Here is a 16,165-nt window from a genome sequence, read left to right as displayed (position 1 = left end):
CCGATTTACCACTTTGAAACCAGATAACGTCTGTTTGACGTCTCACTCTGATATGACGTAAGCCAACAGCAGAGCGCATCGGACAAACGAAATACCGGAGAAGTCACGGCCGCAATTTGGCTGCTCTTAAGTTGATTTTTTGTCTGTAAGATACCTTGGTCATAAAGTGATGCTATCTGCCCAGTGGTGGTGTTAAGCAGAATCGCAGCCTCAATACTGTTAATGGCCAAATCGCCGAGTAAACTACCTTTATCGATCACCTCATCAGATAAAAACTGCACAATGCTTCTAAGTACAATGTTGTCTGCAAGTGCCGACCCCGGCAACCGGCAAGATACTATTAAGAGATCACCAAAAACGTCCTGAAAGGTCATTTCATTTGCAGGTAAAACAGCAAGCTCAATGGCCTTTGTGAAGTCCGATTTTAGCTTCTCAAACACAGAGTCAGGCCAAGCCTTAAAGTAGCTAAAAAATGAGCTCTCAGCGATACACTCACCAGATTCGCCATAGTGCCTGAACCAGTGAACGAGTCCCCATCTATGGCTTTGTACAACGTTAGGAAGATGCTCGTTCGACTCCCCTGATAACCAGGCGGATAGTGTTAGCTCGGGATCGGACGCATTTTCAGTTTGCTCAAGCAAAGATGCCCCGCAAGAATGACAACTGCCAGAAAACTCCTGCTCAACCATATTCAAGGATGCACCACAACGGCAATGGCTTATCAGCGCTATGCCATGTTGATGACAAGCAGTGTAGGACCGAAAATGCCAAAGTTGCCGGCCATATCCATTTTCATTGATACACAAGGGACATACAGGAACTTCGTGAAGTGGCAGTAGTTCATCGAGCGGTATATTTACACCTTGTCTGTACAGACTCACGCGTCTTTTCGAAAATGTGACCGCGCAGCGGGCCAAACTAATATCCAGTAAATCAGACAGCGTACAACCGGCCAGCTCTGCGAACTGACGTAACATGTCGATACGGCGACGACTGGAGATTTGAGAGTGGTATAAGTTAGCACTTGCAATGCCCTCAGGTAAAAATGACTCGAATCTTCTAGCCGAGGAGTTGGTAACACTACTTTTTAAAGACTGAATGAACGTTGAAAAATCTGAATAACCGTTACCTCTGGCAACCCGCAGCATAAAGGATTCAAGACTTTCGTCAGATTTGGGCTTGGGGCGGACAAGATAGCGCAAGGTAGTCTCAGATTATCCAAATATACTTTTTTGAATCAAGCATAGACGCACTTGTGGTTAATTCAATGTATACATGAGTGAAGAAGATAGAGATAGTAGTATTAAGGTGTTTGATGAATGGAGACAATAAACGGTTATAGAGACCTTTGCGGTCTGCACCAGAGGTGTCGCCTTTTGGCACTAGCGCCACAGCACCGGTATCGAGGACTGCTTTGATATCACTACGGCTTTAATAACCTTTGTCAGCGTCATCCAGCTTATTCAGATAGTTGCTAATGCTTAGCTCAACCTGCGCAATATAAATCTGCTGCTTAGACCAAAAAGTGATCAGCAGTTTTCACACAGCCTGCGCTCGTAGCTGTCTTTCACTATATATGACCGGTTAGTGCCAGAAGAAAATGTAGGAATTTGCTGTTGCTGAATCACTGATTTTCACTGAAGCAGACGTTCAGCATGACTGATTTATCGTAATTACAAATGCTTAAATCTGACGGAGTAAAGGAATTAGACTCAAAGCGATCGTTAGTACTCTGTTTCTATAAAAGTTTTTATTTAGTATATTTAGGTTAATTTTTGCGTTACTCAACTCTCAGTTTGAAAAGGGAATTATAGATGTCTTATTTTATGGATACCGCAGCCAATATTTTAGGCAATTCAAAACTCAGAAAGCCACAAATTGAAGCGTATATAAAAATTACTGAATATTTCCGAGAAAATCCTAAGGGTGATGCTTTAGTGGTTTTGCCTACGGGAACCGGCAAAAGTGGCTTAATCTCTATCGCTCCATTTAGCGTTTGCAATGGTAGGGTTTTGATTATCACCCCTGGGCTAGTTACAAAAAAGAGCATTCAGAAAACCCAAGAGTTACTTGAAGATAATTTTTGGATTAATTTTGATGTGCTATTTAGTGCAAATGATATTCCAATAATTTCCGAATACAGTTCTGAGCTATCTGAACAGCATTTGATTGATAGCGATATCGTTTACTCCAATATTCAGAAACTTGGAAAAATACGTGAATCTGGCCTTGTTAATCGAGTTGCATCAGATTTTTTCGACATGATTATTGTCGACGAATCACATCACGCTCCAGCGGAAACTTGGAAAGAAGTTCTTTCTTATTTTTCAAATTCAAAAAAACTATATGTTACAGGTACCCCATTCAGAGGCGATAAACAGGAATTACCAGGAACAAAAATTCATGAAACATTTTTATCTGAGGTAATGCGTGACAAATACGTTAAATGGTTACGCAAAGAAACAGTTAACGCTCATGAACTATTTTTCACAATACCTGATAGCCCCGGAGTTAAATTTTCTAAAGAACAGGTTTTAGCACTCAAAGACCAAGAATGGCTTGAGCGTTCAGTGGCTCTATCGAAAGAGTGTTCAATGGATGTGATTAATCACAGTGTGGAGCGACTTGCGGGACTTCGCAAGGCATCGCCAGATGTGCCCCACAAGATATTGGCAGCGGGTTGCAGCATTCTTCATGCTGAAGATTTAGATCGCTGGTATAAAGTATGTGGTCTCAAGACGGTAATAATCCATAGTGAGATGCCGAAAGAGGAACTTGATGCCTCGTTCAAGCGAATTGAACTTCATGACTGTGATGTAGTTATTTCTGTAAATATGCTGATGGAAGGCTACGATCACAAGTATTTATCTATTCTTTCCATATTTAGACCATATAGAAGCACCAATGCTTTTGCCCAAATTATCGGCAGGGTGCTACGAGCTATACCTGAAGATGAAATCACAGCATTCGAAATTGATAATAATGCACTAGTTATCTATCACGAGGAAACTGGCTTAGATGTCATGTGGCAAGATTTTCAGGGAGAAATCGATCGTGGCAAAAAACAGAAAGTTAGAGAATATCCTGATTTAGACATTGATTACCAAGCAAAAGATACAACTCTCGCAGGAGTATCGTCGGACGGCTCATTTTTGAGTGCGCAATCATCTTATCTTAACGATATAGATTTTAATGAATTATTTGAGCGGAAACGAGCGGAGATAGACGTACAGGTCTCTAAAAAAATTGAGTCAATTCCAGTTGACAGTGGCTTCGATGCCGAAGATCTCGAAATATTAAGAGGCAGACTGATTGAGAAAGAAACACGTCTAGTTGGCAGAAATGAGATTGACCCCAATCTAGTTGCTAAGCGGCCAGATAAAGCAAGAAAAGACATGAGAAAAATTCTTGTAGCCAATGCTCAAAATGAAGCAACAAATCTTTTAAGTGACTTGGGGTTGGATGAAAAAGGTTTGGAGCTAGCGGAAAAATTCACCCGGTCTATTTCGCAGGTACAACCGAACTCGACCAATGATGCCGTGCTCGTAATGTACATTAATGCTAAACTCTTCAAAAAATTTGGCCCAGTGGGGCAACGTGAAAATAACATATTGCTACTTTCAATAAACGAAGTGCCTGCGATAATAGAAGAGTTGAGGAAAATGTTATGTGCTTAGTCAATGGTGTGAATCAATTAATTGATAAATTAGCATCCCTTTACCTTTTCAAGGGTATACAGCCTTCTGAAATTGCGGATACCATTTTCGAGAAAAACTATAGCAGCCTAGCGATTGAAAAAACAGTAGATGGGATCGTGTTAATTGCGTGTTTTTCTGAAGTCGACGAAGACACTCACGCAATTTATAAACATCAACTTAAATATGTGTATTCAGCAGACAAGACTCTGCAAGTGGTCGAACAACGAGTTGGCAATAAGGCGGCAAAAATTCAGTGGTCTCGAAAAGCAGAACTCGATAGGTTAATTGACGAATTTGTAGACAAGGTTAAACCTGTGCTGAATCAAGATCAAATTAAGTCTATTTTGTCTACTTTACCTCGAGAAATACGACCTCAGGTTGAAGTAAAATTAAGGCTTGTTGCATAGTAAATTTCAGTTATACCTAGTGACAAAGCTCGGGGAAGACAACTAGGGTACGGATGGTTTTATCGTTTTTGGCATCAAACATATTTGTTTAGAAATAAAAACTCAGAGTAATAAAATGAATGTCTGCAGTTAAGGCAAAGCAGAGATTCTTTTTTTCGTAAGCTCCTGGTCTGAACGACTGCTATTCGCTCATTGCCGCAAGTAAACCTCTGTTGTCTGTTGAATATCCAAAACAGGCAGAATAAGCTGGAAAATCTTAGCAAAAGATTGGCATTAATCTTGGGGGAAAGGTCACCATGTTTAAGTTTGACTCTTATAATTAGAGGTACTGATGAAGCTTTACGAAAACGTAATTATAGGCAATTTTCTTTATGGTTTGGGGCTGTCTATCGGCAGAGCTTTACCTGAGCAAAGAACGCTGTCTGTTGTTAATCTTTTGCAGCAAACCCCAGCAGATAAATCACTCGGTGATATGTTAGTAGAGTTTGAAAGTGTAGTACGCCTTATTGAGTTCAAGAATAAAGGAAGCTCTCTCAAGAAGGAAAAAAACAAGCAAACACAGCTGATTACTGCTCTGATTGGGCAAAATGATTTGATCGCCGTATCAAGAGAAGCCCACTGGTATGTTGAGACAGAACCTTTTGAAGAAAAATGTGCAAACAATATCACCCCTTATTTAGAAGCATTCTCTGGAGCCAGCTCTAGCTACACTTTAGAAGGCTTCATTGGAAGTATCACTCATGCTGTTAAGAGCCCTCAGAAAAAATTTACAGCTGAGCAGCTCAAGGCTTATCTTGCCGTAGTAGCTGCATGTCAAGGTGACGGTAAAGTGGGAACTGGTGGGATCATTGTGTCAGTGGATAAAGATGGTATTAAATATCTGCAATACGCAGATATCATGCAACTGAGGCTGCAGCATAAAGAGTTCGTTTTAAAGATGAAAAATGAATACGAATCCATAATGAAATTAAGTTTGGAAAAGGAGCTTGAGTTGGAGAAGAAAGTACAGCATACCCGCAGCAGAAGTCCTGGCCTTGGGGCGTAAGGCTATGGATGAAAAAAAATTTCATACTCTGGTAGACTCGTCATTTAACCTGTTAACTGCAAGCCAAATGAGTCAAGAGCACCTTGAACAACTAACCAAAGAATTAAGTCACCAATCAAATATATTACGCCGGACCGCTGAAAGCATTCATAGCGAAGCCGCACAAGCTTCGAAAAAATCAGTGAAGGATATTACTGAGCAGATTCTTGGCGACTTCAAAGTTGCTAGGGACGAGGCGAGAGCCGCATCGAGCGAATTTAGAACAGCACGAAAATCCTCATTTCTAATGTTTTCCGTAATTGTATTTTTCCCTTGGCTCATTCTAATTTCCTTTGGATGTTGGCTTCACTACACCGGAAAGATTCCAACCGTTGATAACATTCAGAGACTTCTTCAAGAGCATGCAATGCTGAGCGAGAAAATAGAAGGCATAAAACAGGAATACGACATTCGGAGCTGCGATGGGAGACCATGTGTGCGGGTAGATACTCGACGTCCATATGGGGACGCGCCTCAGCACTATTATGTAATAGTCTCAGAACAATGATTAGCATTTATGCTGTAAGTGTTCCGGCCATGCTGGCATATCATACTGCGGAGATTTCTGAATCAAATGAAGTGTGAGCGAGTCCGAGCCACAGGAGTTCCGGCTCTGTCCCAAAAGAAGACTTAATATTCAAACCATAACAACTCTCCTAATTTTTAGGAGAGTTGTTATGGTACTTTCTTCATGGAATAAAGATAGTTTTGTTGGACATATAAAAGACCATTTCAGATATCACATATCTGGGGCATTCCAATAAGGCTATAGTTGGAAGGAAAAACTCGAGACTTTGCTCTGTTTAACCTTCCTCAGAAAACTGAGTGGCTAACGGATAACGGCAGCTGCTATGTTGCCGAAGAAACACTTAATCTCGCCAAAACACTTGGCTTTAAAGTGTGCACTATGCCTGTCAGAAGCCTGAAAGTAATGGTATGGTTGAAACGTTCGTGAAGACATTCAAACGTGATTATGTCTGTCTGAGCCAGCGACCTGATGTAGCATCGGTGATCACTCAGCTTGCCGGTTGGTTCTAAGATTTTAATAGCTTCCATCCGCACAGCGTATTGAAAATGATGTCACTGCGAGAGTATATGGCTCTCAAAATGGCAAGTTAGTTAGTTGTATTAGTCCGTTTTAGTGGAGGCAACTACACAGTCAAAACACGTCAGAAAAGTTAAGCACCTTCGGTTTATCTTTAAACTGAACATTACCTCCTTTTCCCTGATTATAGTCATCCCAACCAACATACTCCCCAGGTTCCGAAATTTTTAATTTCTCTATCGGTAACAAAAAAGGATTGTTAGTTTCCGTGATAACAGAGCTCCGTTGACTTGCCGTTTCAGCAAGTCGTTTCTGGCTGATACTACGTTCGCCGTTCTCAAGAGCAGCTTTAAATGCTTCGTTCAGAAGGTTTTTCAACTTTCTGAAGTTTCCGCTCGAGTACGAATACAATCTGCGGTACATTTCTTCCGATGCGAGTTCTGAGGGTTCCGCTAACTCCATAAGCGTCTCAAACTTCGATAAGAAAGCCTGGTAGTTTTGTAACTCGCTATCAGTACTGATACGGAATGGACTAAGTATTCTGCGGCGCTCGAAGCGGCTCGATAGCTGACTGACGCTGCCCAAGATCACTGAACTGTACGGCATACCAAATAGCGCCATTGGGATTTTGGTATCGACTATCAGGCTTTTAATGGAATTTGCCGTTTCCTTAAGTATTTTCAGGCTTTTCCGCTCTATCAAGTGCTGGAACTCGTCGATAATAATTAGCTCTAATCCACAGTTCTGGGCTATCGCCTTGATTTGCTTTCGTAGTGCAACTTCGTTGCTAGACTCGAATGGATACGGATGTCCCAGATCAGCTAAAATTTGTTGAAACAGTGCCACTGAATTGGCCTCGCCAGGCAAAGTGGTCGACAACACGGGTATGAGAGTGCCTTCGTATGAATCGTTTCTTGCATTCAATTCGAGATACTTGTTAATGAGTGATGTTTTACCGGCTCCCGTATCACCGGTAACAATTATGCATTCAGGGTCGCCACCAAGCTTTGACAGCTCCCTGCATTCATCAAGCTCATTTAGCACGGCTTTTAGAAACGGGCTTGCAAGAAATGCTGAACGAAAACGAGCTAGCTTTGCCTTGATGTCTTCTTCACTGAGTTTTGCGGTCATGTTAAAGGAACTCCCAGCCAGTGGTGTCTACAGGCTTACTTGGTATCTTCTTCGGTTCGTCTCCGGCATTGGAGTCAGAAGTTAAGCTCACAACTTCATCCTGTTTTTCAGTAGCCAAAGCTTTTGCACGCTTAGAGTCTTCGACATACCTCGCAGCTTTAGATGTTCGGCCTGTGCGTTTTGATGATCTTGCTTTTGCCGAGAAAGCCTCGTCAACCAACTGGTGAATACGACTATTGGCTTCCTGAATATCATCATCGCAATAGCTATCTCCGACCTCTTGCCTGGCAGCAATACAGTTGATCTTGTGCTGATGCAGCGTTACTGAAGACGCATACTCAAATTTAACTGCCGGCACTTTTAAAAAAGACTGGGTCACCTGGTTGGAAACATAGATGTATCCAAGATTCTCTGGATCTACCTTAAAAATAACCTGATGATCACCAACTTTCGCCCGGAGCTCAGCCAAAGCATGACTGGAGTACCGAAGGTGCCTGAACGTCACTCCATCCCGCCGCAACTGGCCGCTAAGTGCCCGACAAAAAGTCAGATTCAAATCTTCAACATCGTACTCAGTTTGAACAGGAGCAAACTTTTCAAACGCTTTCTTCCATGTATGGTTAGGGATGCGGTCTCGTTTTGCATTCGGGCCTGCCTGGTAAATGTCACAAATCCAGATATGGATAATCTGCAGCAACCTATCCATATCAACAACAGCAGTTTTAGCGGGATCATAATCTGCTGAGCCTTTTAATGAAGCCAAAGTATGACCGGGTTGTGCTCGCAGTAATTCAGAATTCAGTTTCCCAAAGTGCCTTTCGATAATTGGTTTTAGATAGGGCGTTGCTGTTGGATTCTTGCCTGAATTAATCAACAGCTTGCCCAATACCAACTTGAAATCCTTATCATCGAACTCTTTGCCATTATCAGAGACTATGAGCTCCGGCTTACCGAAACAGGGCCAAGTATTTTTAATCTCAGGATATCGCCTCAATACATAGTCTTTGGGTAACAAAGCATGCTTTAGCGCTCTGGCAACAGCTACAAAACTTGGTGGTGTGAACCCAATATAGAACCCCAGCGCAGAGAGCGAATGCACATCACAGAGTGTCGTAATCCAAGGTCGGCCGAGTGGAATGAAGCTTTCTTTCTCGACAACAAAAAAATCGAGCTTAGTATGATCAATTTCTACCCGCTCCAGGAGTCGGTTTGTTTTTACCATTTCACCGATGTGTTTGAATTCCTTGTTCGCCTTAAACTTTCCTTTCTGTTTTACTGCCATCTCATACGGGGAAATTTTCTTAAAGCGCGCCCAGAATGTCTGAATTGAAGGCGCCCTAAGTTTTAGATCAGACCTTTGGTTATACTGAAACACTAAATGCTGGAGATAACTGTAGGCGCTGGAGACTGCACCCGATTTGGCATCCTTAATTCTGTCCAGCGCTTGCTGGATTAACTCTTCCATTTCCGGATTTAGTCTTTTGCTTTTATTACCGCGCCCGCTGCTGTTAGGCGCTAACGCTTTAATTGACCTTCCAGACTCTTGGTAAACTTTAGCCCAACGCCGGATAGTAGATATTGAGGGGGTTAGCGCCGCAAACTCAGACTCAAGTTCAGGGAGAATAGTTTTCAAGCGCTGCTCAGAAAAAACGCCATGACAAAGCTCAGTAACTCTGCTGAGCACTCTCCAGCGGAACACTGCTTGTTCACGCTCCCGCTCTGGCAATGCGTCAAGATGTTCATACGACTCGGTTTTATCCAGGCACTGTTTTACTTCAGCGAGAAGTGCTTCTCTCGCTGTGTCATGGGTCACATCTGCGGGTATTGGGAAAAGTTGCTCGAACACGTTAGCCATGATTAACCCTCGCAAAGACGGTGTCAGAGTTCAACTCAGCATAAAGCGGAAACGACACCAGTTTCTTAGCTACCAGATTCAGCAGTAAACCTTCCGTGTTGTTTTCTGATGTTTGAATTCCGATAGATATGTCACTCAGTGACTGCGGGCCGCCGGTAAGGCGCGATATAATTAGCGCCTGCTCTTCGGTTACGCCTTCACGTGTCATATAGCGATGAACCAGCTTCAGGTTCTCAGCCATTTGACCACGCATCAGTTGCCTGTCAGTTACCAGCTCTAAGCTCAGATCTCTTTCGCCAAATGCCTTTTGTAACAACTGCCACTTTTGTCTAAACTTATCGGTGAGAGTGATGCTGTGGGGTTTGATTTCGAAATATACTTCCTGCTGGTCGTGCAGCCGAACTAAAAAGTCAGGAGTGTAGATAAGAGGCCGATTACTGTTTTCCAGCGGAAAGGCAAAACGCTGAGGTTGGGCTTCGAAATTGATGACCTGGGGGGAGAATTCAAAGTAATGACAAGCTATGAATTCGTTGTAACCTTCGACGGTGACAGGGTCGGGCTTGTGGCAGGAGACAAACCTGAAGATATTGGTAACTGCAGACTTAGTAATTTTTCGTTTCTGCACGCCCAGTCACTTTCGTAACAAAGTTACATAAGCGTGGCAGATAATGACAAAAGCGCAAGTTATGCTTAAAAAAGTTCAACTTATGCTTAAAACGACACTAAAAACAAAAAACCGCCGAAATGGCGGTTGATTGTTTTGGTGCACCCGAGAGGATTCGAACCTCTGACCTCTGCCTCCGGAGGGCAGCGCTCTATCCAGCTGAGCTACGGGTGCAACCGTCGCACTTTGGTGCGAGCGCGCATTATAGACAGGCTTTTGCTGTAAGTCTATTACCTGGCAGTGCGTTTTTTAGGCAAACAGTTCAATAGCCGTGATTGCACCGCCAACGATGACAGGCTAGAGTAGCTTTATTGTGGTTTGGGAACCTTATTGAATGGTTAGTTTTTTCAAGGCGTTGCGCTACTGGCACTGGTTGTTACTACTGGGGCTGGCCGCAATCGCTATGCTGGCAACCGAGGTACTGGTAAACCATGAACAGCAACTTATCCGCAGCCAGCAACTACGCCATGAAGTGGCCAGTGCCGGCCAGCTGAAAGCGTTGCTGGAGTCAGAGCTTAATATTCCGTTGTACTTAACCGTTGGCCTGGCCTCGTATGTCAAAGCCAGTGACGGTAAGGTCGATAAAGCCGAGCTGGATATTTTGCTGCCCGGCCTGGTACAGCAGGCCAAGCATATCCGCAATATTGGCGTGGCACCGGGTAACCGGCTGCAATATATTTATCCGCTGGCCGGCAATGAGCGGGCCTTAAACTTATATTACCCCGATTTACCCGACCAGTGGCCGGTGGTGGCAGAAACAATCCGCAGTGGCCAGGCGCGGCTGGTGGGCCCGGTGCGGCTGGTGCAGGGTGGTCAGGCGTTTATTTACCGTTTACCGCTGTTTATCCCGGACGATAATTACTGGGGCATTTTAAGTACCGTGGTTAACATTGAAACCATCTGGTCACTGCTTGCTGCCAGTGCCGCTGAGCAAAATGTGATGATAGCATTGCGTGCCCGTGACCCGGGGCAAGCTGAGTATGGCAACGCGTTCTTTGGTGAGCCGGATTTATTTTATGACGACAGCCTGTTGCTGAACCTGGCCATTCGTGGTGCCAACTGGCAGATGGCTATCAGAGCCACCGATGTGGTAACTAACCGCACCTCCTGGTTACGGGCCGGCTTGTATCTGGCGACATTTTGCCTGCTAACCCTGCTCGCCTGGCTGTTTTACTCACGCCAGCAGTTGCGGGCCACTGCCGCGGAGCTCAGCCACAGCGAAACGTACCTGCGGGCGGTAACCGACAACGTGCTCGACGCCATTATAGTTACTAGTGAAGCAGGGATTATTGAAGACGCTAACCTGTCGTGCTACCGCTTGTTTGATTATCCGCCCGGCAGTTTACGGGGCTTACACTGGTCAATGTTACTGGCTACCACTCAAAGTATTGAAGCCGTATACAGCGCAACATCAGCACCGGACCAGCAGTTTGAAGGCAGCGGATTGCGCCAGGATAGCTCTCAGTTTGATTTGTCGTTGTCCCGCAGCTGGCTGCAACCGGGACAGCAGCAGCGTCAGCTGTTACTGATCAGAGATATTACCGAGCAAAAACGGACTGAAAAACTGAAAAATGAATTTGTTGCAACCGTCAGCCATGAATTACGCACACCCCTGACAGCCATTAATGGCGCACTGGGCCTGGCGATTGGTGGCGCGCTCGGTGAGCTGAACCGCCCGGCGCAGAAAATGCTGACAATGGCCCATAACAGCTGTGGTCAGTTAAATCAGCTGATTAATGATTTACTGGATACCGAGCGGCTGGCCAGTGGCAAAATGCGCTTTGATATCAGAACCGTTGAACTTATCCCGCTGCTGCAGCAAAGCATTACCCAGATTGCCGCCATGCAGCATAAACAACAACTGGTTATCCGTTGCGACCCGGACAAACCATATCGGGTGCTGGCCGATAAAGTTCGGTTAAGCCAGGTATGTCTGAACCTGCTGGCCAATGCGGTGAAATTTTCACCTGCTGACAGCGTGGTGGAAATCAGCTTAACGGAACAAAATCAGCAGATCCAGGTCAGTATTATTGATCAGGGCAGCGGCGTTAGCAGTGAGTTTTTACCGCAACTGTTTCAGCGTTTTGCCCAGGCCGATAGTCAGGACAGCCGCCGCCACGGTGGCACTGGCTTAGGGCTTGCGATCAGTAAAGCATTAATTGAGCAGATGGCGGGCCAGATTGGTTATCAGCGCCAGCCCGAGGGCAGCTGTTTTTACTTTGAATTGCCTGCTGCTGACGCTGAAGCCGGTTAAAATTTGCACTTAACCGGGTTTTATCTTAATTTGCTTACCATTGGCTGCAAAGCCCGGCATTTTACTGCCATTTTTGGCATACTATTTTAGCTACAGCTGACCTTGCATAAGATCTTGTATAAGTTCTTGGATAAGATCTTAAATAGCACAGCTGATAATAATGACTAGCGGCCCAAGCCGCAACCACGCCACGGAGACATAACAATGCGCAAAACATTACTCGCTACTGCGATGGGTGCCATTTTCGCGCTGAGCGCCTGCTCAGACAATACTGCCCCTGCTCAAACCAACCCGGCACAGGCAGAAACCACATCTTCAGCCGCAGAGAATACCGAAGTGACCAGCACTAATCCTTTTTACCAGCCAAGCAGCCTGCAATACCAGGCGCCTGATTTTAACGCCATTAAAGATGAGCATTTTATGCCGGCGTTCACCGAAGGCATGAAGCTGCACATGGCAGAAATAGAAGCCATTGCCAATAACCCGGAGCCAGCTACTTTTGAAAACACCCTGGTGGCCATGGAAAAAAGCGGTGACATGTTAAACCGGGTATCCCGGGTGTTTTACAATCTGACCGGTACCGACAGCAACGAGCAACGTAGGAAAATTCAGTCTGAACTGGCCCCTAAGATGGCCGCCCACTCTGATAACATCAGTCTGAACCCGGCCCTGTTTGCCCGGGTGAAAGCCATTTATGACAACCGCAATAATTCAGAACTGGATGCCGAGAGCATCCGGTTAGCGGAAGTATATTACGACCGCTTTGTCCGGGCCGGTGCCGAGCTTACTGAAGAGCAGAAAACCGCTATCCGTGCGCTGAATGAAGAACACTCTAACCTGACCACCAAATTTTCACAGAACCTGCTGGCTGAAACCAAAAACATCGCCGTAGTCGTCGACAGCAAAGAAGAGCTGGCCGGGTTAACCGATGCCCAGATCACCGCTGCCGCCAATGCTGCCAAAGCGGCTGGCCATGAAGGTAAATACCTGCTGAGCATTACCAACACCACCCGCCAGCCGGTATTAAGCCAGCTGCATAACCGTGAACTGCGCAAGCGGGTATGGGAAGCGTCGGCCTTCCGTGCTCAGAGCGGTGAATATGACAATACACCACTGGTGGCCCGCTTAGCACAACTGCGGGCAGAACGTGCCAAATTACTGGGCTACCCGAACTGGGCAAGCTATGGTCTGGAAGCGCAAATGGCCAAAACCCCTGAAGCGGTATTCAGCATGCTGGGCAGCATGGTACCGGCCGTGGTTGAGAACACCAGAAAAGAACTGGCTGATATCAATGCGATGATCAAGCAGAAAGGCGGTGATTTTGAAGCCCAGCCTTGGGACTGGGAATACTATGCCGAGCTGGTGCGTCAGGCCAAGTATGATTTAGACGAAAACGAAGTAATGAAATACTTCGAGTTTAACCGGGTACTGGAAGACGGCGTGTTTTACACCTTAAACCGCTTTTACGGCATCCGCTTTGAACCACGGCCGGATTTACCGGTATATCACCCGGACGTAAAAGCCTATGAAGTGTTTGACGCTGACGGCAGCAGCCTGGCTATTTTCTATGCTGACTACTTTGCCCGGGAAGGCAAACGTGGTGGCGCCTGGATGAGCTCTTTTGTTGGTCAGTCGCACCTGTTAGGTACCAAGCCGGTAGTGGTGAATGTGATGAACATTCCAAAGGCACCTGAAGGCAACCCGACGCTGATCAGTTATGACCATACCACGACCATTTTCCACGAGCTGGGCCATGGTATTCACGGTATGTTCTCTGATGTGAAGTATCCAACCTTAGCCGGTACCGCGGTATCGCGTGACTTTGTAGAGTTCCCGTCAACGTTCGAGGAAGACTGGGCCCAGCATCCTGAAGTGTTAGCTAACTATGCCAAACACCATGAAACCGGTGAGCCTATTCCAAAAGAATTGCTGGATAAAGTTCTGCGGTCACGCAGCTTTAACCAGGGCTACGATACCTTAGAGTATATGTCAGCTGCGCTGCTGGACATGGAATGGCACTCAGTGTCAGCCGATGAGCCGCTGCAGGATGTCAACAGCTTTGAAGCTGCTGCGCTGAAAAAGCACGGCATCGATTTACCGGCAGTACCACCGCGGTATAAATCACCGTTTTTCTCCCATTCAATGGGTGGCGGTTATTCAGCCGGTTACTATGCCTATATGTGGAGTGAAATTCTGGCTGCCGATGCGTTTGCCTATGTGCAGTCACGCGGTGGTTTAACCCGCGAAAATGGTGATCACTACCGGAAAAACATTCTGGAAGTCGGTAACTCACGCCCTACTATGGAATCATACAAAGCATTCCGAGGCCAGGAGCCCACTACTGATGCGCTGTTAATCCGCCGCGGCCTGAAAACCAAAGTAGATTAAGCAGTCAGAATGTCGAACCGGCTGACGTAAAGAAGCCGGTTCACATATCAATTACTACAAAAAAGCCCGGTTAAGTTAACCGGGCTTTTTTTATTGCTGCTACTTTTAATCATTAAACGGCCAGTTACACCCCGGCTATCTGCATCTGACTAATCAGCACCGAGCCGGTAAGTACGCCACCGCGCCGGTCGACATCATTACCAACGGCTGCAATATTCATAAACATATCGGCCAGATTACCGGCAATGGTTACTTCTGCCACCGGAAACTGAATTTCGCCATGTTCGACCCAGAAGCCACTGGCGCCACGCGAGTAATCGCCGGTTACGGTATTAACGCCCTGGCCCATCAGTTCGGTTACCAGTAAGCCTTTACCCATTTGCCGGCACAACGCTGCCAGGTCATCATTGCCATGGCTAATCAGCCAGTTATGAATGCCACCGGCATGGCCGGTACTGGCCATACCCAGCTTACGGGCAGAATAGCTGGTGGTCAGGTAAGTGTTTAATACACCGTTTTCAATCACCGCCAAATCGCGGGTTTTGACGCCTTCGGCATCAAACGGGCTGGATGCCAGCGCCTGTGGCAGATGCGGCTGCTCATTAACAGTAACGCCTGATGCCATGACCTGCTTGCCAACTTTATCCAGTAAAAAACTGGATTTACGGTAAATACTGCCACCGCTGATGGCCGATACCAGATGGCCAAACAGGCTGCTGGCAATATCGGCCCGGAAGATAACCGGCACTTTCTGGGTAGGCACCTGGCGGGCGCCAAGCCTGGCGACGGTCTCAAGCGCGGCTTCGCGGCCAATTTGTTTCGGGTCAAGTAATTTGCTGTACTGACGGGCGACAGTAAAACTGTAGTCGCGCTGCATATCGTCGTCCTGCTCGCCAATCATCACACAGCTGAAGCTGTGACGTGAGCTGGGATAACCCACCAGCTGGCCATGGCTGTTGCCATAGACTTTTAAGCCCTGGTGCGATGAGAATGAGGCCCCTTCAGAGTTGGTAATGCGCTTATCAGTGGCAAAAGCCGCCTCTTCAGCGCCGGCACATAAGCTGATAGCCAGCTCAGTACTGATACTGTCAGGGTAGAATAAATCTAAATCCGGCGGGCTGAATTCCAGCCAGGCCTTGTCAGCCACCCCGGCGTGCGGGTCTTCCGAGGTGTAACGGGCAATATCGGCCGCAGCCGCCACCGCCCGCTCCAGCGCCTGCGGGCTTAAGTCAGCGGTAGAGGCCGAGCCTTTGCGCTGGCCGAAATATAAACTGATGCCAAGGCCACCGTCCTGATTAAACTCAACCGTTTCCACCTCGCCATGACGGGTTTCGACGCTTAAACCACGGGTGCGGCTCATTGAGGCTTCTGCACTGCTGGCTCCCAGTGCTTTGGCGCGGGCCAGCACGGCACTGACCGCATCTTTAACTTCGGCAATTTCCTGCCAGACGTTTTGTTCTGTTGCTTGCATATTCACTCTTGCTCATCACGCTATTTGTGCCAAGCTTACCATAGACTGCCAAAGCCTGCTGCCAGCTAAGCTGAGTTTTAACACACTTAGTTTAACGACAACGCTGCAGTGTTCTACTTAACCGGCTAACTTAAGTGATATACTTAGCTCAACTATGCAAATGAAGAC

The 16,165-nt window shown here is 46.2% G+C and carries 11 protein-coding genes, 1 tRNA gene and 1 pseudogene; 7 read left to right on the top strand and 6 right to left on the bottom strand.

Going from position 1 to position 16,165, the window contains the following annotated elements; translation table 11 throughout:
* Window positions 1–5 precede the first annotated feature (5 nt).
* Complete coding sequence (locus R3187_RS17890) at window positions 6–1,202, bottom strand: TniQ family protein (RefSeq protein ID WP_318968430.1); 1,197 nt, start codon at window positions 1,200–1,202, stop codon at window positions 6–8.
* A gap of 612 nt (window positions 1,203–1,814) precedes the next feature.
* Here R3187_RS17890 and R3187_RS17885 point away from each other — a divergent pair.
* The 5 genes and pseudogenes from R3187_RS17885 to R3187_RS17865 form a co-directional block, all read left to right on the top strand.
* Window positions 1,815–3,677, top strand: a complete 1,863-nt coding sequence (locus R3187_RS17885; protein ID WP_318968429.1) for a DEAD/DEAH box helicase — start codon at window positions 1,815–1,817, stop codon at window positions 3,675–3,677.
* The gene (locus R3187_RS17880) at window positions 3,668–4,105 is read left to right on the top strand and encodes a hypothetical protein (protein ID WP_318968428.1); all 438 of its coding nucleotides are present in this window, start codon (window positions 3,668–3,670) and stop codon (window positions 4,103–4,105) included. Before R3187_RS17885 ends, R3187_RS17880 begins: the two co-directional genes overlap by 10 nt.
* Window positions 4,106–4,436: 331 nt before the next feature.
* Complete coding sequence (locus R3187_RS17875; protein WP_318968427.1) at window positions 4,437–5,150, top strand: hypothetical protein; 714 nt, start codon at window positions 4,437–4,439, stop codon at window positions 5,148–5,150.
* A gap of 4 nt (window positions 5,151–5,154) precedes the next feature.
* Window positions 5,155–5,697 carry a hypothetical protein gene (locus R3187_RS17870; RefSeq protein ID WP_318968426.1) on the top strand — a complete coding sequence of 181 codons (543 nt, stop codon included), beginning with the start codon at window positions 5,155–5,157 and terminating at the stop codon, window positions 5,695–5,697.
* Window positions 5,698–5,997: 300 nt separating this feature from the next.
* Window positions 5,998–6,308, top strand: a pseudogene (locus R3187_RS17865) (integrase core domain-containing protein); the annotation flags it as partial.
* A 40-nt stretch (window positions 6,309–6,348) separates the two neighbouring features.
* Here R3187_RS17865 and R3187_RS17860 read toward each other — a convergent pair.
* From R3187_RS17860 to R3187_RS17845, 4 genes are all read right to left on the bottom strand, one after another.
* Entirely contained in the window at window positions 6,349–7,365 is a 1,017-nt protein-coding gene (locus R3187_RS17860) for a TniB family NTP-binding protein (RefSeq protein ID WP_318968425.1), read from the bottom strand.
* A 1-nt stretch (window position 7,366) separates the two neighbouring features.
* Complete coding sequence (locus R3187_RS17855) at window positions 7,367–9,220, bottom strand: Mu transposase C-terminal domain-containing protein (RefSeq protein WP_318968424.1); 1,854 nt, start codon at window positions 9,218–9,220, stop codon at window positions 7,367–7,369.
* Window positions 9,213–9,845 carry a Tn7 transposase TnsA N-terminal domain-containing protein gene (locus tag R3187_RS17850; RefSeq protein WP_318968423.1) on the bottom strand — a complete coding sequence of 211 codons (633 nt, stop codon included), beginning with the start codon at window positions 9,843–9,845 and terminating at the stop codon, window positions 9,213–9,215. Before R3187_RS17850 ends, R3187_RS17855 begins: the two co-directional genes overlap by 8 nt.
* A 136-nt stretch (window positions 9,846–9,981) precedes the next feature.
* Window positions 9,982–10,058: transfer RNA gene (locus R3187_RS17845), tRNA-Arg, on the bottom strand.
* Between the two features lie 160 nt (window positions 10,059–10,218).
* Between R3187_RS17845 and R3187_RS17840 the strand changes: the two genes are divergently transcribed.
* Together R3187_RS17840 and R3187_RS17835 are read left to right on the top strand one after the other, a co-directional pair.
* Window positions 10,219–12,138 carry an ATP-binding protein gene (locus tag R3187_RS17840; protein WP_318968422.1) on the top strand — a complete coding sequence of 640 codons (1,920 nt, stop codon included), beginning with the start codon at window positions 10,219–10,221 and terminating at the stop codon, window positions 12,136–12,138.
* 204 nt (window positions 12,139–12,342) lie between these two features.
* Window positions 12,343–14,526, top strand: coding sequence for a M3 family metallopeptidase (locus tag R3187_RS17835; protein ID WP_318968421.1), 2,184 nt, complete (start codon window positions 12,343–12,345; stop codon window positions 14,524–14,526).
* 124 nt (window positions 14,527–14,650) lie between these two features.
* Here the strand turns inward: R3187_RS17835 and pmbA are convergent, their stop codons facing one another.
* Window positions 14,651–15,997, bottom strand: coding sequence for a metalloprotease PmbA (gene pmbA / locus R3187_RS17830; protein ID WP_318968420.1), 1,347 nt, complete (start codon window positions 15,995–15,997; stop codon window positions 14,651–14,653).
* Between the last annotated feature and the right edge of the window lie 168 nt (window positions 15,998–16,165).

The organism is Arsukibacterium sp., from assembly GCF_033721375.1.
Classification (GTDB): Bacteria; Pseudomonadota; Gammaproteobacteria; order Enterobacterales; family Alteromonadaceae; genus Alishewanella.
This window is presented reverse-complemented; position numbering and strand designations above follow the sequence as displayed.

Coding starts and splice junctions, on each gene's coding strand:
- R3187_RS17885 (WP_318968429.1), top strand. CDS start 1,815: ATGTCTTATTTTATGGATACCGCAGCCAATATTTTAGGCAATTCAAAA.
- R3187_RS17880 (WP_318968428.1), top strand. CDS start 3,668: ATGTGCTTAGTCAATGGTGTGAATCAATTAATTGATAAATTAGCATCC.
- R3187_RS17875 (WP_318968427.1), top strand. CDS start 4,437: ATGAAGCTTTACGAAAACGTAATTATAGGCAATTTTCTTTATGGTTTG.
- R3187_RS17870 (WP_318968426.1), top strand. CDS start 5,155: ATGGATGAAAAAAAATTTCATACTCTGGTAGACTCGTCATTTAACCTG.
- R3187_RS17860 (WP_318968425.1), bottom strand. CDS start 7,365: ATGACCGCAAAACTCAGTGAAGAAGACATCAAGGCAAAGCTAGCTCGT.
- R3187_RS17855 (WP_318968424.1), bottom strand. CDS start 9,220: ATGGCTAACGTGTTCGAGCAACTTTTCCCAATACCCGCAGATGTGACC.
- R3187_RS17840 (WP_318968422.1), top strand. CDS start 10,219: ATGGTTAGTTTTTTCAAGGCGTTGCGCTACTGGCACTGGTTGTTACTA.
- R3187_RS17835 (WP_318968421.1), top strand. CDS start 12,343: ATGCGCAAAACATTACTCGCTACTGCGATGGGTGCCATTTTCGCGCTG.
- pmbA (WP_318968420.1), bottom strand. CDS start 15,997: ATGCAAGCAACAGAACAAAACGTCTGGCAGGAAATTGCCGAAGTTAAA.